Annotated in this window: 21 protein-coding genes; 8 read left to right on the top strand and 13 right to left on the bottom strand. The window is 69.4% G+C overall.

The features are described from left to right. Positions 1 to 172 precede the first annotated feature (172 nt). Positions 173 to 811: a lysoplasmalogenase family protein gene (locus tag ACZ6Z4_RS37910; RefSeq protein ID WP_465577024.1), complete on the top strand. Its 639-nt coding sequence runs from the start codon at positions 173 to 175 to the stop codon at positions 809 to 811. Here ACZ6Z4_RS37910 and ACZ6Z4_RS37905 read toward each other — a convergent pair. From ACZ6Z4_RS37905 to hisD, 12 genes are all read right to left on the bottom strand, one after another. Further along, on the bottom strand, positions 775 to 2,172 hold the full coding sequence (locus ACZ6Z4_RS37905) for an alkaline phosphatase PhoX (protein ID WP_465577021.1): 1,398 nt from the start codon (positions 2,170 to 2,172) through the stop codon (positions 775 to 777). The two genes, ACZ6Z4_RS37910 and ACZ6Z4_RS37905, sit on opposite strands and share 37 nt — an antisense overlap. A gap of 95 nt (positions 2,173 to 2,267) precedes the next feature. Beyond that, positions 2,268 to 2,756 (bottom strand): hypothetical protein, encoded by a 489-nt coding sequence (locus ACZ6Z4_RS37900; RefSeq protein WP_465577018.1) that lies wholly within the window; start codon positions 2,754 to 2,756, stop codon positions 2,268 to 2,270. 18 nt (positions 2,757 to 2,774) lie between these two features. Then, positions 2,775 to 4,079, bottom strand: coding sequence for an ABC transporter substrate-binding protein (locus ACZ6Z4_RS37895; protein ID WP_465577015.1), 1,305 nt, complete (start codon positions 4,077 to 4,079; stop codon positions 2,775 to 2,777). Between the two features lie 21 nt (positions 4,080 to 4,100). After that, positions 4,101 to 5,207: a branched-chain amino acid ABC transporter permease gene (locus ACZ6Z4_RS37890; RefSeq protein WP_465577012.1), complete on the bottom strand. Its 1,107-nt coding sequence runs from the start codon at positions 5,205 to 5,207 to the stop codon at positions 4,101 to 4,103. Further along, the gene (locus ACZ6Z4_RS37885) at positions 5,204 to 6,091 is read right to left on the bottom strand and encodes a branched-chain amino acid ABC transporter permease (RefSeq protein ID WP_465577009.1); all 888 of its coding nucleotides are present in this window, start codon (positions 6,089 to 6,091) and stop codon (positions 5,204 to 5,206) included. Before ACZ6Z4_RS37885 ends, ACZ6Z4_RS37890 begins: the two co-directional genes overlap by 4 nt. Next, positions 6,088 to 7,923: an AMP-dependent synthetase/ligase gene (locus ACZ6Z4_RS37880; protein WP_465577006.1), complete on the bottom strand. Its 1,836-nt coding sequence runs from the start codon at positions 7,921 to 7,923 to the stop codon at positions 6,088 to 6,090. The genes ACZ6Z4_RS37885 and ACZ6Z4_RS37880 overlap by 4 nt, the downstream gene beginning before the upstream one ends. Further along, the gene (locus tag ACZ6Z4_RS37875; RefSeq protein ID WP_465577000.1) at positions 7,920 to 8,741 is read right to left on the bottom strand and encodes an ABC transporter ATP-binding protein; all 822 of its coding nucleotides are present in this window, start codon (positions 8,739 to 8,741) and stop codon (positions 7,920 to 7,922) included. The genes ACZ6Z4_RS37880 and ACZ6Z4_RS37875 overlap by 4 nt, the downstream gene beginning before the upstream one ends. Next, positions 8,738 to 9,523: an ABC transporter ATP-binding protein gene (locus ACZ6Z4_RS37870; protein ID WP_465576993.1), complete on the bottom strand. Its 786-nt coding sequence runs from the start codon at positions 9,521 to 9,523 to the stop codon at positions 8,738 to 8,740. The genes ACZ6Z4_RS37875 and ACZ6Z4_RS37870 overlap by 4 nt, the downstream gene beginning before the upstream one ends. A 218-nt stretch (positions 9,524 to 9,741) precedes the next feature. Beyond that, on the bottom strand, positions 9,742 to 10,383 hold the full coding sequence (hisH, locus tag ACZ6Z4_RS37865; protein ID WP_465576990.1) for an imidazole glycerol phosphate synthase subunit HisH: 642 nt from the start codon (positions 10,381 to 10,383) through the stop codon (positions 9,742 to 9,744). Next, positions 10,380 to 10,979 carry an imidazoleglycerol-phosphate dehydratase HisB gene (hisB, locus tag ACZ6Z4_RS37860; RefSeq protein WP_465576987.1) on the bottom strand — a complete coding sequence of 200 codons (600 nt, stop codon included), beginning with the start codon at positions 10,977 to 10,979 and terminating at the stop codon, positions 10,380 to 10,382. The genes hisH and hisB overlap by 4 nt, the downstream gene beginning before the upstream one ends. Continuing rightward, on the bottom strand, positions 10,976 to 12,094 hold the full coding sequence (locus tag ACZ6Z4_RS37855) for a histidinol-phosphate transaminase (protein ID WP_465576984.1): 1,119 nt from the start codon (positions 12,092 to 12,094) through the stop codon (positions 10,976 to 10,978). The genes hisB and ACZ6Z4_RS37855 overlap by 4 nt, the downstream gene beginning before the upstream one ends. Continuing rightward, a complete protein-coding gene (gene hisD / locus ACZ6Z4_RS37850; protein ID WP_465576979.1) occupies positions 12,094 to 13,458 on the bottom strand; it encodes a histidinol dehydrogenase in 1,365 nt (454 codons plus the stop codon). The genes ACZ6Z4_RS37855 and hisD overlap by 1 nt, the downstream gene beginning before the upstream one ends. Before the next feature lie 78 nt (positions 13,459 to 13,536). On the opposite strand from hisD, the gene ACZ6Z4_RS37845 reads away from it, so the two are divergent. Genes ACZ6Z4_RS37845 through ACZ6Z4_RS37835 form a run of 3 tightly spaced genes read left to right on the top strand, consistent with a single transcriptional unit; the run spans position 13,537 to position 14,790 of the window. Beyond that, entirely contained in the window at positions 13,537 to 14,205 is a 669-nt protein-coding gene (locus tag ACZ6Z4_RS37845) for an LON peptidase substrate-binding domain-containing protein (protein ID WP_465576975.1), read from the top strand. A gap of 43 nt (positions 14,206 to 14,248) precedes the next feature. Continuing rightward, complete coding sequence (locus ACZ6Z4_RS37840) at positions 14,249 to 14,485, top strand: ribbon-helix-helix domain-containing protein (protein WP_465576971.1); 237 nt, start codon at positions 14,249 to 14,251, stop codon at positions 14,483 to 14,485. Then, positions 14,485 to 14,790, top strand: coding sequence for a type II toxin-antitoxin system PemK/MazF family toxin (locus tag ACZ6Z4_RS37835; protein ID WP_363670860.1), 306 nt, complete (start codon positions 14,485 to 14,487; stop codon positions 14,788 to 14,790). Before ACZ6Z4_RS37840 ends, ACZ6Z4_RS37835 begins: the two co-directional genes overlap by 1 nt. 93 nt (positions 14,791 to 14,883) lie before the next feature. On the opposite strand, the gene ilvD is transcribed toward ACZ6Z4_RS37835, so the two are convergent. Further along, positions 14,884 to 16,734: a dihydroxy-acid dehydratase gene (gene ilvD, locus ACZ6Z4_RS37830; RefSeq protein WP_465576965.1), complete on the bottom strand. Its 1,851-nt coding sequence runs from the start codon at positions 16,732 to 16,734 to the stop codon at positions 14,884 to 14,886. A 263-nt stretch (positions 16,735 to 16,997) separates the two neighbouring features. Here ilvD and ACZ6Z4_RS37825 point away from each other — a divergent pair, with 263 nt between their 5' ends. Genes ACZ6Z4_RS37825 through ACZ6Z4_RS37810 form a run of 4 tightly spaced genes read left to right on the top strand, consistent with a single transcriptional unit; the run spans position 16,998 to position 20,344 of the window. Then, on the top strand, positions 16,998 to 17,933 hold the full coding sequence (locus ACZ6Z4_RS37825; RefSeq protein WP_465576960.1) for an RNA polymerase sigma factor: 936 nt from the start codon (positions 16,998 to 17,000) through the stop codon (positions 17,931 to 17,933). 55 nt (positions 17,934 to 17,988) lie between these two features. After that, complete coding sequence (locus ACZ6Z4_RS37820) at positions 17,989 to 19,038, top strand: SAM-dependent methyltransferase (RefSeq protein ID WP_465576957.1); 1,050 nt, start codon at positions 17,989 to 17,991, stop codon at positions 19,036 to 19,038. Between the two features lie 44 nt (positions 19,039 to 19,082). Beyond that, positions 19,083 to 19,925, top strand: coding sequence for an AraC family transcriptional regulator (locus ACZ6Z4_RS37815; RefSeq protein ID WP_465576952.1), 843 nt, complete (start codon positions 19,083 to 19,085; stop codon positions 19,923 to 19,925). Beyond that, positions 19,922 to 20,344, top strand: a complete 423-nt coding sequence (locus ACZ6Z4_RS37810; protein ID WP_465576949.1) for a VOC family protein — start codon at positions 19,922 to 19,924, stop codon at positions 20,342 to 20,344. The genes ACZ6Z4_RS37815 and ACZ6Z4_RS37810 overlap by 4 nt, the downstream gene beginning before the upstream one ends. The last annotated feature ends 27 nt before the right edge of the window (positions 20,345 to 20,371 follow it).

Here is a 20,371-nt window from a genome sequence, read left to right as displayed (position 1 = left end):
GAGGGGGGGTCCGCGGTGGTCATCGGCGAGCCCGGACGGCCCTGCTAGTCTGTGACCCCCAAGCCCCCCGGCTGAGCGCGCCGGGGCCGGGCTTTCCCCCAGACCCCCGCCCCCGGCCTCCCCGCCCCGCCTCAGCCCTTCCTGTTCACCTCAAGTCGGCAAACTCGACCCCATGAGCCTGAGCCACTTGGTGAAGACCCGACGAGGCCTCCTCGCGTACGCCACCGCCTCCATCACCCACGTCGCCGCCGTCGCCCTCGACGTCAAGATCCTCCGCCAGGCCAGCAAAGCCACGCTCATGCCGCTCCTGCTCGCCTGGTCCCGCACTCGCGACGCTCCCCCGCTCCTCCAGGCCGCCCTACTCGCCTCGGCCGCCGGCGACCTCCTGCTGGAGACCGAGCTCCAGTCAGCAGGCATCGCCGCCTTCGCGGCAGCCCACGCCTGCTACCTAGCGCTGATGCTGCCGGAGTCGACGCAGCGCTCGTGGCGTGTCGTCGCGGCGTACGGCGCGCTCTGGGCGGCGCTGGTCGCGGTCCTGTCGCGCGGCCTCGGCAACCAGCGCATCCCGGTCGCGGCCTACGCGTTGTTGCTCACGGCAACGGCCATCGTGTCGCGCTGGCACAACCCGCGCAGCGGTGCCGGCGGCGCGCTGTTCCTGCTCTCCGACGCGCTGATCGCGCTGCGGATGTCCGGCCGCGACTTCCCCGGCCGCAGCGCGCTCACGATGGCGACGTACGCCGGAGGCCAGTACCTGCTGACCTCCGGCGTGACGAATCAGCGCCGGCGCCGCCAGGGGCCGGTGATCGCGTAGGTGATGCCGGGGGTGTAGACGTTGAAGAACATCGTCCGCCCGTCGGCCGAGAAGCCCGCCCCCGCGAGCTCGCCGTACTCCGGCTCCTCCGGCGTGCCGTTGTTCACCCGGTTGCGGGCGAACTTGAACACCTCGCCGTCCTCGGTGGTGCCGAGGATGTGCTGCTCGCCGAGGCCGTCCTCGCACATCATCAGCCCGCCGTACGGCGACATCGTGATGTTGTCCGGGGCATCGAACTCGGGGTCGTCCGAGCCCGGCTTCGGCCGGGTGAAGATCACCATCAGCCGCAGCGTCCTGCGCCGCGGGTCGTAGCGCCAGACCTGCCCGTCGTGGTCGACCTTCGGGCCGAGCTCGGTCCGGGCGAACGACGACACGAAGTACACGCAGCGGTCCAGCGCACCCCACCAGCAGCCCTCGAGCTTGTAGCCGCCGGTGATCGGCTTGGCGTAGTCCTGCGCGCGGACCGACTCCGACGTGGCCAGCGGGTCGGGCACCTTCACCCACTGCACGCCGCGGAACTCGGCGCCGGCCTCCTGGACGACGGACAGGTCCGGCAGGTCCGGGATGTGCATCGCCTGCAGCTCGCCGCCGGCCCGCAGGCTGCCCCAGCCGCCGCGCGGGCGGTTCGGGAGGAAGCGGTAGAAGCCGCCGAGCGGCGCGACGAACGCGTCCTCGGTCTCGTAGACGATGCCGGTCGCCGGGTCGATCGCGACCGCCTCGTGCTGGAAGCGGCCCATCTGCTTGAGCGGCGTCGGGTGGATGTTGCGGCGGTCGTCGTACGGGTCGACCTCGAAGATGAAGCCGTGGTCCTTGGTGTAGCCGCTCTCGCCGGCCTTGAGCTCGGTCTCCTCGCAGGTCAGCCAGGTACGCCACGGGGTGATGCCGCCGGAGCAGTTGATCGCCGTGCCGCCGAGGCTGGTGAACTCCTTGGTGGTGTGCTGGTGCCGGTCGACCACGAGCGTGCTGGTGCCGCCGAAGCCCATCGGGTCGTAGGTCCGCTCCGGCGGTGCCTTCACGCCGATCGTCGCGGTCGGGCTGCACTCGTGGTTGCGGACCAGGCGGTTGCCGCCGTGCCGGTCCGGGAAGGTCCCCATCCCGTCGAACCGGCTCGGGGTCTTGATGCCGTCCGGGCGGACGGTGCCCTCGCGCGACAGGACGGAGTACTTGAAGCCGCGCGGCAGGTCGAGCATGCCCTTCGGGTCCTCGATCAGCGGGCCGTAGCCGATCTTCGGGCCGGAGGTGCCGAGCGCGGGCTGCGCGGTGTAGAGCGCGTCGACGGACCCCACCACACTGACCGCGACACCCGCCGCGGCCGCACGAGCAACGAACTGACGCCTGGACAGGGGATTCTGAACGGACACGGCGGGGCCTCCTTGTGCGTACAAGCAGTTGTCGCCAGTGAACGTACGGTAAACAGCAGCCCAACAGCAAGAGAACGAGTGTCAGGTACTTACAGTCACTTAGGTGCAGGCGTGTACTCCACGAAGAGTGGGCTCGCCACCACCATCCGGCGCTCGATGCTGAACGAGACGCGCGCCATTCCGCTCAGCCACCGCGGAGGTAACCGAACAGCCCGCTCACCAGCGACTCCGCAATTCCGTCGGTCCGCGTCTGCCCGGGCCCCAGAAGAACAGGATGCTGCGCGTGCCGCTGCGGTCCTCGATGACGCCGTGCACGAGCTTGGTCTCGAACTGGATCCACTCCCCGGCTCGGATTCCTCGGTCCACCAGCGGACCGGCCACTTGAAACGGATGAACTTCTCCACCTGATCGAGCGTCGCCGTCGGCGCGGGCGCGGCCGGGTCGTAGTCGAGATTCGTCTCGACAGCGGGCAGCCCGGTGAGTCCGGCGGTGAGCTTCACACCGCCGGACAGACCGTCGCGCTTGCCGCCGGGCTGACGGAACTGCTGGAGCTTGGCCTGCGAGAGGTAGACGAGTTCGCGCACCCGGCAACCCTACGGTGACTACTGGTAGCAGGGCTTGCTGAAGTTGTGGGCCGCCGCGGTCTTGCCGGTGAAGAAATCCTTCTCGACCGCGACGCCGGTCGGCGACGGTGCGTCGACCTTGGAGATCAGGCTCTGCCGGAAGACCCGGTCGTTCGGCTCACCGCCGTACTTGCCGGCCTCCGCGGGCAGCATGCCCTCGTAGTCGACCGTCGTCAGCGACTTCACCGCGGCCAGCAGCCCGGCGCGGGTCAGGTCCTTGGACTCGACCGCCTTCTCCAGCGCCGCCTTCATCGGGTACGACCAGACCCAGCCGGCCGTGTACCCGTCGCTCGGCGCCGCCTTGAACGCGGCGTCGCCGACGGCCTCGCGCAGCGCCTTGTGCCCGGGGGTGTCGGTCCCGTACGGCGCCCACGGCCCGGACTGGCGGTAGAGCGCGGTCAGCGCCGGCGCCGCCGGGCTCTTCAGCAGCGCCGGGTTCCAGGTCGGGCTGACCCCGATGAACTGGCCCTTGAACCCGGCCTGCGCGGCACCACCGACGATCGTCGCGGCTTCGGTCGGACCGGTGGCGATGACGACCACGTCCGGCTTCGCGGCCATCAGCTTGGTGATCGCGGCGCCCTGGTTCTCCTGGCCGGGAGCGGTCGGGATGTCGGTGAAGGTCAGGTTGTTCGCGGTGGCGGCGAGCTTCGCCCCGGCCGCCGCGTCGTCGCCGTAGTCGCCCGGGAAGTGCACGGCGGCAACCGTCTTGGCCTTCAGCGTCTCCGCGCCGAAGTCGACCGAGTTCATCGCCTCGAAGCAGTAGTTCGTCCCGGACTCCAGGATCACGTCCTCGAACGCCCACGCCGACGTCCACGAGGCCGGTACGGCGATCACGTTGCTGGACTTGAGATCGGCCAGGATCGCCGCGGTCGGCGGGGAGCCGAGGGTCTGCGCGAGGCCGAGCACGTTCGGCTTGATCTCGGCGTACACCTCGTTGTGGACCTGCGGGTTGTACTTGTTGTCCTTGGTGTACTTGACCACGTCGACCTCGTAGCCGCCGATCCCGCCGGCCGCGTTGACCCGCTTCCAGAACGCCTTCTGCCCCTCGGTGACCGGGACGCCGAGCGCCTTGAACGGTCCCTCGGTCAGGTCCGAGATGACCCCCAGGTAGATGCAGCCCTTGGCCTGGTCGACCGCGCTCGGGCACGGTTCCTTGGTCACCCCGACGTCGAACTTGACGCCCTCGCTGCCCTCCTGCGTCTCGGGTGCGTCGTTGCGGCACCCGGCCACGGCCAGTACGGCGGCCACCAGCCCGACCGCGACCGTCCTGCGACTTCTGCTCATCGCTCTTCCTCCCAGGCCGTGTCAGTGCGAGAACGGCCACGACTTCCAGTAGGTGCGGATGCGGATCCAGATCCCGAACAGCCCCCGCGGTTCGAAGATCAGGAAGCCGATGATCAACAGGCCGTAGAGGATCGCCTCGACCTGGAAGACCGTGATGCCCCCGGCGGTGGAGCTGCTGCTGACGAACGGCAGCACCGCGGGCAGTTCGCGGGTGACCCGCGGCAGCAGCGTGATGAACAGCGCACCGAGCACCGATCCGGAGATGGTCGCCACGCCGCCGACCAGGATCATCGCGATGTACTGCACCGACAGCGCGAGGTTGAACGACCCCGGCTCGACGAAGCCGATCATCACGTACAGCAGCGCGCCCGCGACCCCGGCGTAGAACGAGGACACCGCGAACGCGACCATCTTGTACCGGGTCACGTCGACGCCGATCACCGCGGCGGCCAGGTCCCGGTCGCGGACCGCGGCCAGCGCGCGGCCGATCCGGGAGCGGACCAGGTTCCGGGCCAGCACGCCGAAGATCACCAGCAGCACGAACATCAGCAGGTACAGCTTCTGCGCCTTGGTGAAGAACGCGCCGTCGACGGCGAACTGCAGCCCGAACAGCTCCGGTACGGCGGCCGGCCGCCCGACGCCCACTCCCCCGGTGAGATCGCGCCAGTGCTTGAACAGGTGCTCGCCGATGAACACCAGCCCGAGCGTCACCACCGCGAGGTACAGCCCGCGCAGCCGCGCGGCCAGCGGCGCGACGATCAGCCCGGCGAGCCCCGCGACGAGCCCGGCCGCGAGCAGCCAGACCGGCAGCGACGTGATCCCGAACCCGATCAGCCGGGTGCTGTCCGGGTCTCCCGACAGCGCGGCGGCGGTGTACGCCCCGATCGCCAGGAAGAACGCGTGCCCGAGCGACACCTGCCCGGCGTACCCGGTGACGATGTTGAGCCCGATCGCACCGATCGCGGCCACGAACGCGGTCGCCAGCACGACCAGCAGATCGTCCTGCAGCAGGAACGGGAGCGAGATCGCGACGACCGCGAGCACGAGCGTCCACCACCGCTTCGCGGGCGTGTTGAGCAATGCCATGTCCTGCCCGTACGCCGTGTAGAGCTGCGGCCGGCCCCTCATATCCGCTCCACCTCTCTCGTCCCGAACAGCCCGTACGGTCTGACCAGGAGGACGAGCAGCATCAGCAGGTACGGCACGACCAGGAAGAAGTCGCCGCCGAAGACCGGACTGACCTCGCCGCCGTAGTTGCCGACCAGTGCTTCGACGACGCCGATCGACAACCCCGCGACGACCGCGCCGCCGAGCGAGTCGAGGCCGCCGAGGATGATCACCGGCAACGCCTTGAGGGCGGTCAGCCAGAGGTTCTGCTCGAGGCCGATCCCGGTCGACAGGAACACGCCGGCCAGTCCGGCGAGCATCGCCGCGAGCGCCCAGGACAACGAGAACACACCACCGACCGAGACGCCCTGCGCCTGCGCGACCTCCTGGTCCGACGAGGCGGCGCGCATCGCGAGACCGGTGCGGGACCAGCGGTAGAAGGCGAACAGCGCCGCGACGACGATCAGCGTCGTGACCAGCGTGGCGAGGTGGCGCTGGTCGATCGTGACGCTGCCGAGCTTCAGCTGCTGCAGGCCCCACGGGTCGCCCATCTGCCGGATGTCGACGCCGATGAACGAGTTCACGACGGTCCGGATCACGATGTCGACGCCGAGCGTGATGATCGCGATCACGAACACCGGCTTGCCGATCATCGGCCGCAGCGCGACCCGCTCGACGCCGACACCGAGCAGCCCGGTGAGCAGCAGCGCGACCACGACGGCCAGGAAGAAGTTCAGCTCCAGCACGAGATGGCTGACCAGCAGGCCGCCGACCATCATGAAGGCCGGCTGGGCGAAGCTGATCACCCGCATCGACTTGTAGACGATCACGAAGCCGAGCGCGAGCAACGCGTAGATCGAGCCGTTGCCGAGCCCGCGGACCACGGTGGCGATCAGGTCGTTCATCGGCCGCCTCCCCGGTACATCTCCTCGACCAGTTCGCCGTACGCCGTACTGACGGCGCTGCGTTTCACCTTCTGGGTCGCGGTCAGCTCGCCGTCCTCGTGCTCGAGCAGCTTCGGCAGCAGCCGGAACGTCTTCACCTGCTCGACGGTCGCGAAGCGCGCGTTCACCTCGTCGACGACGCCTTGCACGAGCTTGATCGTCTCGGGCTTCGAGCTGAGGTCCCGGTACGTCGAGTACGGCACCCGCTGCTGCTGCGCCCAGTGCCCGACGGTGTCGGGTTCGATCCCGATCAGCGCGGTCAGGTACTTGCGGCCGTCGCCGATCACCACCGCTTCCTTGAGGTACGGCGACGCCTTGAGCGCGTTCTCGATCTCCGACGGCGCGATGTTCTTGCCGCCGGCGGTGATGATCAGGTCCTTCATCCGGTCGGTGATCCGCAGGTGGGTGCCGTCGACCCACTCCCCGACGTCGCCGGTGTGCAGCCAGCCGTCCGGGTCGAGGATCCGCGCGGTCGCCTCCGGGTCGTGCCAGTAGCCGGCGAAGGTGCCGCCGTGGCGGGTCAGGATCTCGCCGCTGATCTCGTCGATCTTCAGCTCGACGCCCGCGTGCCGCTCGCCGACGGTGCCGACCTTCACGCGGCCGGGGCGGTTGGCGGTGGCGACGGCGGAGTTCTCGGTCATGCCGTAGACCTCGTGCATCGGCAGGCCGAGGCCCATGAAGAAGCGCAGCACCTCGGGCGCGATCGGGGCCGCGCCGGAGGCGGCGTACCGGACTTTGCGGAGGCCGACGCGGTCGAGCAGGGCGCGGTAGCAGAGGAGGTAGCCGACGGCGTAGGTGAGCCTCGATCTCGTGGTGTGCTTGCCGCCGTTGGCTGCCTTGATGCTGCCGATTCGGTCGGCCTGCTGGAGCCAGAAGGTGCCGAGGTGGCGCTTGACCAGGCCCGCGGAGGCGATCCGGATCTGGATGCCGGCGGCGATCTTCTCCCAGATCCGCGGCACGCCGAACAGCACGGTCGGCTGCACCTCGTGCAGGTTGGTGGCGACGGTCTCGATCGACTCGGCGAAGTGCACGCAGACGCCCGCGCCCGCGCCGAACCAGCAGCTGAAGACGCGCTCGGCGACGTGGCAGAGCGGGAGGTAGGACAGGACACTGTCCTTGCTGGACGGCGGCGGGGCGGTGAAGCCGCCTTGTTCGACGAGCTCGCGGATGGCGTAGTCGACGTTCGCGACGGTGAGCATCACGCCTTTGGGCGGGCCGGTGGTGCCGGAGGTGTAGACGAGGGTGGCGACGTCGTCGGGTTGGGTCTGGTCCACTCTCTGGTGGATGGCTTGGGGATTGCTCTGGCGGTGCTTCTCCCCCAGATCCAGAAAGTCCGGCCACGCCAGCAACCGGGGATCGTCGTAGCGGTGCCGGATCCCCCGCGGTTCCAGATAGACGATCCGCTCCAGCTCCGGGAGCTCGTCCGCCACCGCCAGTGCTTTGTCGACCTGCTCCTGGTCCTCGGCCACCAACACTCGTGCGCCTGAGTGCTCGAGCAGATAGGCGACCTCGGCGGTGGGGTTGGTCGGATAGAGCCCGACACTGACTGCCCTCACCGCGACCGCACCGACGTCGGTGTAGAGCCACTCCCTGCGGTTCTCGGAGTGGATCGCCACCCGATCCCCCGGCTCGATGCCTAAGGCCAGTAATGCGTGGCCGACGAGTTGCGCGGTGTCCCAGTACTGCGCCCAGCTGACCTCCTGCCAGAGCCCCAGATCCTTCTCCCTGAGAGCGATCACCGCCGGCGTGCTCTCAGCCCGTTGCCGCACCCTGGTCGCGATCGTGGCCGTCATGACCGGGTCCTGTGCTCTTCACCCAGGTACGCCCGCACCACGTCCGGATCCTTCGCGACCTCCTGCGGCACCCCCGTGCGGATCGGCCGGCCGAAGTCGACCACCATGATCCGGTCGGCCAGATCCATCACCAGTCCCATGTCGTGCTCGACCATCACCATCGGCAGGCCGAGCTCGTCGCGGATGTCGAGGATGAACCGGGCCATGTCCTCGGTCTCCTCCAGATTCATCCCGGCGACCGGCTCGTCGAGCAGCAGCAGCTTCGGCTCCGCGGCGAGCGCCCGCCCGAGCTCGACCCGCTTCTGTACGCCGTACGGCAGCAGCCCGACCGGCATCCGCCGCCACTGCGCCAGCTCGAGGAAGTCCACGATCTCCTCGACAGCCTTGCGATTCGCGAGCTCGTTCCGGCGCGCCTTGCCGAGCCACGCGAACGCGGCCAGGACGCCGTACGGGTTGTGGTGGTGGCGCCCGAGCATCAGGTTGTCGAGGACGGTCAGGTTGGCGAACAGCTCGATGTTCTGGAACGTCCGCGCGATCCCGAGCCGCGCGATCGCGTGCGGCCGGCGCCCGATCAGCTCCTCGCCGCCGAACCGGACCGAGCCGCGCTGCGGGCGGTAGACGCCGGAGAGCACGTTGAAGATCGACGTCTTGCCGGCGCCGTTCGGCCCGATCACCGCGAACAGCTCGCCCGGGCCGACGGTGAAGCTGACGCCGTTCAGCGCGGTGACGCCGGAGAACTCGAGCAGCACGTCGTCGAAGGTCAGGACCGGGGGCTGCGGCTCGCCTGTGGTTTCGGGCCGGGTCTCGGTGGCGGTCACGACAACCACCGCTTCCGGCGCCGGTAGTGCTTCACGTCCCGGAACGACTTCGCCGCGCCCTCGGCGCCGAGCCCGAGGTAGAACTCGCGCACGTCGCCGTCGGCCAGCAACTCCGCCGCGGGCTTGTCCATCACCATCGCGCCGTTCTCCAGCACGTACCCGTGCTCGGCGATCGCCAGCGCCATCGCGGCGTTCTGCTCGACCAGCAGCACCGTCGTACCGGCGCGGTTGATGTCGACGATCACGTCGCGGATCTGCTGCACGATCAGCGGCGCGAGGCCGAGGCTCGGCTCGTCCATCAGCAGGTACTTCGGGTCGGACATCAGCGCGCGGCCGATCGCGAGCATCTGCTGCTCGCCACCGGACAGGTAGCCGGCGATCTTGCGGCGCCGGTCGGCGAGCACCGGGAACAGGTCGTAGGTCCGGTCCAGGTTGGTCTTCACGGAGCGCGGCGTGACGTGGCCGCCGATCCGCAGGTTCTCCTCGACGGTCAGCTCGGTGAGGATCCGGCGGCCTTCCATCACCTGTTTGATGCCCAGGGCAGCGATCCTGGCTGGACCGAGGTGGTGCACGGGTTCGCCGTCGAGGGTGATGGTTCCGCGGCTGATCTTTCCGTCGTGCAGGTCGAGCAGGCCGGACAGCGCGCGCAGCAGCGTGGACTTGCCGGCGCCGTTCGCGCCGAGCAGCGCGACGATCTTGCCCTGCGGCACCTCGAGGCTGACGCCGCGCAGCACCAGCATCACATCGTCGTAGACGACCTCGAGATTCGTCGCTGCCAGCACGTCCGGCCTCCTGGATCCCCGAAGGTTCCCACCGTCCTGGCGAGTGAGTGTGACAGCACCGATGTCATCTACGGAAGAGGTCCGGCCCGGAAATCGGACGCGTCTTCCCAAACTGTGATCGGGCCAGGCGGGACGTGTTCGCCCTGGTCAGGAGTCAACCAGGGCGACACCGTGGTACGGCGGCCGCGCTCGCTTCCGCACGTTCCCGGACCAGCGGCTCAGAGCGAGCGGACCCAGTTCGCCAGTAGCTCGGCACCCGCGTCACCGGACTTCTCCGGGTGGAACTGCGTCGCACTCAGCGGCCCGTTCTCGACCGCGGCGACGAACTTGTCCTCGCCGTACGAGGTCCAAGTCACCTTCGGAGTCACCGACTCCCGCGTGTCCTTCAACGCCCACTCGCGCACGCCGTACGAGTGCACGAAGTAGAACCGCTCCTTGTCGATCCCCTCGAACAGCGTGCTGCCCGCGGGAACGTCGACCGTGTTCCACCCCATGTGCGGGACCGGCTCGGTCCCCTCCGGCTGCAGGCGCTCGACCGTCCCCGGCCACTGCTCGCAGCCTTCGGTCTCGACCCCGTGCTCGATCCCCCGGCCGAACAGGATCTGCATCCCGACACAGATCCCGAGCACCGGACGCCCGCCGGTCAGCCGCCGATCCACGACGATGTCACCGCGCACGGCCTTCAGCCCCGTCATACAGGCTTCGAAAGCACCAACTCCAGGCACCAGCAGACCATCAGCATCGAGTGCCTGCTGGTAGTCCGAGGTGACGGTCACGTCCGCGCCGACGCGCTGCAACGCGCGCTCCCCGGACCGGATGTTGCCCGACCCGTAATCCAGCAGGACGACCTTCTTGCTCACAGCGCGCCTTTGGTGGAAGGGATTCCGGGCTGCCGCGGGTCCAGCTCAGCAGCATCCCGCAGCGCCCGCGCGAACGCCTTGAACTGCGCCTCGACGATGTGGTGCGGATCGCGTCCGGACAGCACCCGGATGTGAACGCAGATCGCCGCGTTGAACGCGAGCGTCTCGAACACGTGCTGGGTCAGCGATCCCGCGTAGTCCCCACCGATGATCGCGTACACCTGCCCGTCCGGCTCACCCGTGTGCACGCAGTACGGCCGCCCGGACAGGTCGACCGTGCAGTGCACGAGCGCCTCGTCCAGCGGCACCGTCGCGTCACCGAACCGGCGGATCCCCTTCTTGTCGCCGAGCGCTTCCTTGAGCGCCTGGCCGATCCCGATCGCGGTGTCCTCGACGGTGTGGTGCGCGTCGATCTCCAGGTCGCCGACCGTGTTCACGTGCAGGTCGAGCAGCGCGTGCTTGGCCAGCGCGTTGAGCATGTGGTCGTAGAACCCGACCCCGGTGGAGATGTCGGCCCGGCCGGTGCCGTCCAGGTCGAGCTCGACCAGCACCTTGGACTCGCTGGTCTCCCTGTCGATCCGCACTGTGCGGCTCATGATTGCCTTCCCACGTCGGTCTTGAGCACCTTCTCCAGGCTCGCGCGGAACGCGGCCATCTCGGCTCCGGTGCCGATCGAGACCCGCAGCCAGCCGTCCGGGCCGGTCTCACGGATCAGTACGCCGTCGTCGAGCAGCGCCTGCCAGACCGCGTGCCGGTCGGTGAAGGTGCCGAACAGGACGAAGTTCGCGTCCGAGTCGACGGCTTTGAGGCCCTGGGCCCGTAGCCAGTCGACGGTCTCGTCGCGCTCGATGCGCAGCTGCTCGACCCGGCCGAGCAGTTCGTCGGAGTGCCGCAGCGCGGCCCGCGCGACCGCCTGGGTCACCGCGGACAGGTGGTACGGCAGCCGGACGATCCGCAGCGCGTCGACCAGTTGCTTGCTCGCGGCAAGGTAACCGACGCGGGCGCCGGCCAGCGCGAACGCCTTCGAGGTGGTCCGGGCGACGGCCAGGTTCGGGTACGCCGGGAGCAAGCTGGTCGCGCTCGGCGTACCGGCCCGGCGGAACTCGGCGTACGCCTCGTCGACGACCAGGACGGCGCCGATCGACGCGCACCGCCCGGCCAGCGCCTCGACCAGCTGGATCGGCAGCGCCGTACCGGTCGGGTTGTTCGGGGAGGCGAGCAGCACGACCGACGGCCGGTGCCGCGAGATCGCGGCCAGCGCCTTGCTCTGGTCGAGGGTGAAGTCGTGCGACCGGCGCCCGACCACCCAGCCGGTGTTCGTGTCGCGGGCGTACTCCGGGTACATCGAGTACGTCGGCGCGAACGACAGCGCGGTCCGGCCCGGCCCGCCGAAGGCCTGCAGCAGGTGCAGCATGACCTCGTTGGAACCGTTGGCCGCCCAGATCTGGTCGGCGGTCAGGTGCGCGCCGGACTCACGCCCGAGGTACGCGGCCAGGTCGGCGCGCAACGCGAGGAAGTCGCGGTCGGGGTACCGGTTGAGCCCGCGGGCCGCCTCGGTGACCGACGCGGAGATGTCCGCGACGACCGCCTCGCTCGGCGGGTACGGGTTCTCGTTGACGTTGAGCAGGAAGGGCACGTCGAGCTGCGGCGCGCCGTACGGCTCGAAAGCCTTCAGCTCCTCGCGAATCGGAAGCCCGTCGAAGCGGCCCATCAGCTGTCACCTGCGGACGCGGCGCTACCGCCGGACGTGGCGGCGATCCCGGGGAAGCGTGCGGCGACGGCTGCGCCGTGCGCCGGCAGGTCCTCGGCGTTCGCGAGCGCCAGCACGTGACCGGCGACCTCCTCCAGCGCGTCGCGCGTGTAGTTCACGACGTGCATCGCTTTCAGGAAGCTCCGGACCGACAGACCGGACGAGTGGCACGCGCAACCGGCGGTCGGCAGCACGTGGTTCGACCCCGCGCAGTAGTCACCCAGCGACACCGGCGACCACCCACCGACGAAGATCGCGCCCGCGTTGTTGATCAGCGCGGCCCGCTCCTCGGCGTCCTCGGTCTGGATCTCCAGGTGCTCAGCGGCGTACGCGTCGACCAGCACGGTCCCCTGCTCCAGATCGTCGACCAGCACGATCGCGGACTGCTGCCCACCGAGCGCCTCGGTCACCCGCTCGGCGTGCTTCGTCTTCGCGACCTGGATCGGCAACTCGACTTCGACCGCCGCCGCCAGCGACTCGCTCGGCGTCACGAGCACGCTCGCCGCCATCGGGTCGTGCTCGGCCTGGCTGATCAGGTCGGCGGCGACGTGCGCCGGGTCCGCCGTACCGTCCGCCAGTACGGCGATCTCGGTCGGGCCGGCCTCGGAGTCGATCCCGACCTGTCCGAGCAGGAAGCGCTTCGCGGCAACGACGTAGATGTTGCCCGGACCGGTGATCAGGTTGACCTTCTTGCAGCCGTCGAAGCCGTACGCGAACCCGGCGATCGCCTGCGCGCCGCCCATCGCGTACACCTCCTCGATCCCGAGCATCGCGCACACCGCGAGCACGGTCGGGTGCGGCAAGCCACCGAACTCCTTCTGCGGCGGCGAAGCCACAGCCAGCGACGGCACTCCCGCAACCTGAGCCGGTACGACGTTCATCACGACGCTGGACGCCAGCGGCGCACGACCGCCCGGCACGTACAGCCCGACCCGCTGCACCGGCACCAGCCGCTGCGTGACGCGACCACCCGGCGCGGGCTCGGACGCGACGTCCCCGCCGAGCTCGTCCTCGCTGACCTCGCGGACCCGGCGGATCGACTCCTCGAACGCGGCCCGGACCGTCGGGTCGAGCTCCTCGAGCGCGGTCTTCAGCGCCTCGGCCGGCACCCGGACGTCGTCGACGCGGACCTGGTCGAACTTCTCGCCGTACTCCCTGATCGCGTCGAGACCACGATGCCGGACGTCCAGACAGATCGGTCGGACGACGTCGAGAGCCTTCTCGACGTCAAAGGTGGCTCGGGGCACCAGGGCGTGAACTTCGGCAGGGAGGTCGTTGAGCTCTCCGGCCGCCACTCGGCCCCGCAGGTCGACGCGGCGAATCATGGGGCCAGTCTAGTGGTCCGGCCGGTTGTGCCGTGGTTCGGCGTACAACCTGTGGATGGTTGCCCTAGGCTCGACGGTATGGACTCTCGGCTGCCGCTGCTCACCGTCGAGACGGTGATCTTTCCGGGGCTGGTGCTCCCCCTGCCGATCACCGACGCCCAGGGCCGGTCGGTGATCCGCGACCTGGTCGAGAACGGCGGCGAGATGGTCTGCGGCGCGATCGCGGTCCGGGACGGCTACGAGCTCGGCGACCGGGTCTTCCGGTCGCTGTACGGGACCGGCTGCGCGGCCACCATCTCCGAGATCACCCTCGACCCCGCCGACGACGGCCCGGTCGAGGTCACGCTGACCGGCAACCGCCGGTTCAAGGTCGACGAGCTGGACAGCGGCGGCGACTACCTGGTCGCCGACGTCGAGTGGCTCGACGAGGAGCTCGGCGATGACCCGCTCGGTACGGCGACGATCGCCGTCGAACGCTTCCGCCGGTACGCCGCCGCCGTGACCGAGATCTCCCGCCCCGGGCTGCACATCGGCTCACTGCCGGACGACCCCGGCACGCTGTCGTACCTGATGTCGGCCGCGACCACCCTGCTCACCCCCGAGCGCCAGAAGCTGCTCGAGGCGCCCGACACCACCACCCGGCTGTCCCACCTGATCGGCCTGCTCGACGCCGAGCTGACCGCGATCCGGGCGATCCCGTCGCTCCCGGACACCGACCTGTCCTGGTCGACGATGAACCCGAACTGAGCTCGCCATACCGGCTTGAATCCCACGGTGGTATCTTCGTGGTATGAGCAAACAGATCACCGTACGCCTGCCGGACGAGCTGGTCGACTTCATGGACCGCCTCGTCGACGACAACAAGGCTCCCTCCCGCGCCTCGGTCGTGGCCCGGGCGATGGAACGCGAGCGCCGCCGCGAACTGGCCGCCCGCGACCTCGCCCTGCTCGCCGAGTACGGCGAACCGTCGGACCTGGACGGCCTCGCCGCCAGCGCCGCCGGAACCGTGCTCACCGACCTCGACTGATGCGCCCCATCCACATCGCCCGCCTCGACAAGCCCCGCCCGGTGGTCGTCCTCACCCGGGAACTGATCCGCCCGCGCCTCACCAACGTGACGGTCGCCCCGATCACCAGCACGATCCGCGGCCTCTCGACCGAGGTCCTGGTCGGCCCGCAAAACGGCCTTGACCATCCCAGTGCGATCAGCTGCGACAACATCCAGACGATCCCGAAACTGCAGCTGGGTCGCCTGATCGGCTACGTGCTGCCCGACCAGGAGCCGGCGCTCGCCGAAGCCATCACGCTGGCTTTCGACCTCGAACTGATGTGACGCCCGGGGCCGAGGCGATCGCCCTCCCCCGCGACCGGGCCGAGGTGCTCTCCCCCACGGCCGACCTGAGGCCGGCCGTGGCGAAGGACTCGGTCAGCCGAGCTTCGTGACGTCCCGCACGGCACCCTTGTCCGCGCTCGTCGCCATCGCGGCGTACGCCCGCAGCGCCTGCGACACCTTCCGCTCCCGCGCCTTCGGCGCGTAGACGCCGTTCAGCGCCGTCCGCCGTACCTCCAGCTCTGCGTCGTCAACGAGCAGATCGATCGACCGGTTGGGAATGTCGATCCGGATCTGATCCCCGTCCTGCACCAGCGCGATCGTCCCCCCGGACGCCGCCTCCGGCGACGCATGCCCGATCGACAACCCCGACGTACCGCCCGAGAACCGCCCGTCGGTGACCAGCGCACAGACCTTGCCCAGCCCACGCCCCTTCAGGAACGACGTCGGGTAGAGCATCTCCTGCATCCCAGGCCCACCCTTCGGCCCTTCGTACCGGATCACCACGACATCCCCCGGCTGCACATGCTTGGCGAGGATCTTCTCCACAGCCTCTTCCTGCGACTCGCAGACGACAGCCGGCCCCTGGAACGTCCAGATCGACTCATCAACGCCCGCGGTCTTCACGACACACCCGTCGACAGCCAGGTTGCCCTTCAGCACCGCCAGCCCACCGTCGGTCGAGTAAGCGTGCTCCCGATCCCGGATGCACCCACCCGCCGCGTCGGTGTCCAGTGTCTCCCACCGCTCCGACTGCGAGAACGCCGTCGCCGACCGCACACACCCAGGCGCCGCATGCCACATCTCAACCGCCTCGGCCGACGGCGACCCACCCCGCAGGTCCCACGTCTTCAGCCACTCGTCGATCGAGTCACTGTGGACGGTGTGGATGTCCTCGTTCAGCAGCCCGCCGCGGTACAGCTCACCGAGGATCGCCGGGATCCCGCCGGCCCGGTGCACGTCCTCCATGTAGTAGGTACCGCCCGGCGCGACGTTCGGCGCGACCTTCGCCAAGCACGGCACCCGCCGCGAGACGGCGTTGATGTCGTCCAGCCCGAAGTCGACCTCGGCCTCCTGCGCGGCGGCCAGCAGGTGCAGGATCGTGTTCGTCGACCCGCCCATCGCGATGTCGAGCGCCATCGCGTTCTCGAACGCGGCCCGGGACGCGATGTTGCGCGGCAGCACGTTCTCGTCGTCGGTGTCGTAGTACCGCTTGGTGATCTCGACGACGGTCCGCCCGGCGTTCTCGTACAGCGCCTTGCGCGCGGTGTGCGTCGCCAGCACCGAGCCGTTGCCCGGCAGCGACAGCCCGATCGCCTCGGTCAGGCAGTTCATCGAGTTCGCGGTGAACATGCCCGAGCACGACCCGCAGGTCGGGCAGGCGTTCTCCTCGATCCGCTGGATGTCGGCGTCGGAGACGTTCTCGTTGACCGCCTCGGACATCGCGTCGATCAGGTCCAGCTTCCGCACGGTCCCGTCGACCAGCGTCGCCCGACCGGCCTCCATCGGCCCACCGGACACGAACACGGTCGGGATGTTCAGCCGCAGCGCGGCCATCAACATCCCCGGCGTGATCTTGTCGCAGTTGGAGATACAGATCAGCGCGTCCGCACAGTGCGCCTCGACCATGTACTCGACCGAGTCAGCGATCAGATCCCGGGAAGGCAGGCTGTACAGCATCCCGCCATGTCCCATCGCGATCCCGTCGTCCACGGCGATCGTGTTGAACTCCCGAGCAATCCCACCCGCAGCATGAATCGCCTCGGAAACAATCCGCCCCACCGGCTGCAGATGCGTATGCCCCGGCACGAACTCGGTGAAGCTGTTCGCAACGGCGATGATCGGTTTCCCGAAGTCCTCCCGAGCTACCCCCGACGCCTGCATGAGGGCACGAGCCCCCGCCATGTTGCGCCCATGAGTAACAGTACGGGACCTCAATGCAGGCACGACGCCATCTCCTAATCTCCGGAACCACTCCCCCAACATGCTGCCACCCCGTCCCGAATACCGAAACACCGGTCCCACATCCCGGCGGTGCTCCGACTGGTACACACGCGGATCGACCTCGGCGACGGGAGCGAGGAGCAGGAGCAGAGAGCAGATGGCGGGCGGCGGGCGCGGCGGGCGGCGGGCGGCGGGCGGCGGGCGGCGGGCGGCGGGAAGTTGCCATCGCGTGGGGTTGGGGTGGGTGGGGTCGTAGGTTTGGGTTCGTGGAGTCTGATGCTGAGCTCGTGGTGGCGGCGCAGGCTGGGGTGGTGGGGGCATTGGGGGTGCTGCTGGGGCGGCATCGGGCTCGGATGACTGCGGTGGCGGTGCAGGTGGTGGGGTTTGGGCCTGATGCTGAGGATGCCGTGCAGGAGGCAATGGCTGTTGCGCTGGCGCGGATCGGGGACGTGCGGGATCCCGCGAGCGTGGGGGCGTGGTTGCGGATGGTGGTGCGGAATGCTTGCCGGATGCAACTGCGGGGGCGGCGGACTGTGGCGCTGGATGAGTATCGGGCGGTGAGTCTGGTGTCGGGTGAGCCGGATCCGGCTGAGGTGCTCGAGGGGCATGTGGCGCGGGACTGGGTTTGGCATGCGTTGGAGCAGCTGTCGCCGCCGTTGCGGCTGGTGATGATCTTGCGGTACTTCACGGGGGTTACGACGTACCAGGAGATTGCTGAGCTGTGTGGGGTTCCGGTGGGGACGGTGCGGAGTCGGTTGTCTGAGGGGCGCGCGAAGTTGGCGGCGAGTTTGTTGGCTACGGCGGACTCGGCGTACGACGACTTCTCGGCGCTGGCGGCGCAGCGGTGGCGGGAGGTCGCGGGCACGCTGGAAGCGACCGAGCGTGGTGAGCTGCAGGCGGTGCTGGACGAGCAGTGGGCGGCGGATGCGCAGTTCGTCTGGTCGCGGGAGCGGCGGACGATCGGGCTCGACTACTTCGTGCGTGGGATGTACCAGGACATCGAGGACGGCGTGCGAGGGCGGGTGACGAACGTGCTCGCGTCGGGTGATCTGACGGTGAGCGAGATCGAGCTGATCAATCCGGTGGACGATCCGTTCCACTGCCCGCCCGCTGTCGTGTGGGTGCAGGAGCACGGCGCGGGGCGGATTCAGCGGTGCCGGTTGTTCCACGCGGCCCGGCCGGCGCGGGAAGCGGCGGCGTGACGCAGGACACAGCGGGGTGCTTCGAACTTCCCGCGCGGTCCCGCATCTTGTCCGTATGAGCACAGTTGACGAAGCCGTAACGGGACCTGAAGCAGCAGCGTCGAGCCCGCTGGACCGGTTCGCGCTCGCCAGCGCGGCGCGTGACCAGGTGGATGGCTGGGTGAACGGCGCCCAGGTCCTGACCCTGCTGACGACGCTGCGGGACCGCGGATGGACGCAGTTCCTGCTCGAGCGCCGGACGCTCGCCGAGTTGGAGGAGTTCTCCGGCCTGCCGTCGGGTCGGCTGGCCGACATCTTGGTCGTCCTCGATGCGCACGGGATCGTCGCGCAGGCCGACGGGCACGTGCAGCTGAGCGCGTCGTTCGAGGCGCTGGCCGCCGCTGACGCCTGGATCGGGCTCGATGATCTGCTCGACCGCTCGGAGCTGATGTCGCGGCTGACGCGGATTGCGGCCGAGGAGCCTGGGCCACTGCCGTTGAGCGAGCCGGACGCGCTCGTCATCGCACGGTCCGCAGGCGGAGCGGCCGGTGCGGTGACGAAGGCGCTGTACGAGCAGATCTTCATCCCGCAGCTGCCCGAGCTGGGCGAATCGCTGAAAGCCGGGGCCTGGCTCGATGTCGGCTGTGGGGTCGCCTGCGCGACGCTCACGCTGTCGTCGATGTTCCCGGAGATGGAGGGCGTCGCGATCGAGCTGGTGCCGACGGTCGCTGCCGAGACCGTACGACGAGCCGAAGCGTTCGGCGTCACCGATCGGATCGACATCCGGGTGATGGACGCGCGCGAGCTGGACGAGCCGGACCGGTTCACCGGGGCGTTCTGGGCGCAGCCGTTCTTCCCGGAGCCGACGCGGGCGGAGACGCTCGCGATGCTGCTGCGGTCGCTGAAGCCTGGTGGGGTGCTGTTCATCCAGGAGATGGAGCCGCAACCGGACGAGGCCGAGCGCGCGGCGTACACGCTGCGCCGGCTGATCTCCGAAGGGTGGGGTGTGCCCTTCGGACGGACGGCGGAGCAGCTCGCCGACGAGGCGAAGGCTGCCGGGTTCGCGATCGACCGGATCGCCCAGACCGACTTCGGTCGCCTGGTGGTAGCCAGCCGCCCAGCCTGACTGAGAGGGGAGCTTTTGTCCGAGCAGCGTTCTAGCCTGGAGCGGTGGAGGACTTCGAGCTGCGCGGGCGCACGGTGCACCCTGCGCTGCGCCCGTACCTCGACGCCATGGCCGGCTACGCCTACCGCGGCGAGCCGCCTGAGCTGCACCGAGGGCTCCCCTCTCGCTCGCTGACCGTGGTGATCACGCTCGACGAGCCGATCGGTATCGCCTGGCCCGACAGCCCGACGCAGAAGTTCGACACGCTCGCGGGCGGTCTGCACTCCACCGCGGTCCGGATCGGCCAGTCCCCCAATCAGGCCGGGATCCAGCTCGCGCTCACTCCAGCGGGCAGCCGCGCACTGCTCGGCCTCCCACCGGGCGAACTGGCCTCGCTCGTCGTCCCACTCGACGATGTCCTGGGCAGGCCGGCTCGTGAGCTCACCGAGCAATTGCGCGAGACGCCCAGCTGGAGCGAGCGGTTCACGATCGTGGAGCGCCTGCTGCTGCAGGCCTGGCGTGACGAGCCGGTCCCCCAGCCCCGCGCCGAGATCAGCTGGGCCTGGCAGCGGCTCGCGCAGACCAGCGGCGGCGTCGGCGTACAGGACCTGGCGACCGAGGTCGGCTGGGGACGGCGGCATCTGACCGAACGCTTCCGCCAGGAGTACGGCCTCGCGCCCAAGGTCGCGGCCCGGGTGATGCGGTTCGAGCAGGCCGTGCAGCGGCTGAAGCGCTCGCCGCGGACCAAGCTCGCCGATCTGGCCGCCGAGCTCGGGTACGCCGACCAGGCGCACCTGTCGCGGGAGTGGAACGCGCTGGCCGGCTGCTCGCCGCGGCAGTGGATCGCCGAAGAGCTCCCATACGTTCAAGACGAACCTCCGGTGCAGAAGACAGAGTTGGGGGTATGAACACGACACAGAGCACTGCGCGGATCGGTGTCTGGCCGACGCTGATCTACCGCGACGGTCAGGCCGCACTGAAGTTCCTCACCGAAGGACTCGGGTTCACGCTGGTCGCCTCCTACCCCGGCGTCGCCGAGGGCTCGATCGCGCACGCCGAACTGCTGTGGCCGCACGGTGGTGGGGTGATGGTCAGCTCGGTCGACCGCAACGCCGAACCCAACGAGTTCGACCGGTTCGTCGACCAGGCACAAGGAAATTACCTCGTTCACGGCGATCCGGATTCCCTTTGTCCACAGGCGATCGCGGCCGGCGCGAAGGTGCTGCGTGAGCTGCGCGACGAGGACTACGGATCGCGCGGTTTCGCCGTCCTCGACCCCGAGGGCAACGTGTGGAGCGTCGGGACGTACGCCGGCGAGACCAAGTAATCCACAGGGTCCCCCCGCCGTCGTCCC

The organism is Kribbella sp. NPDC104740 (assembly GCF_055583505.1).
This window is presented reverse-complemented; position numbering and strand designations above follow the sequence as displayed.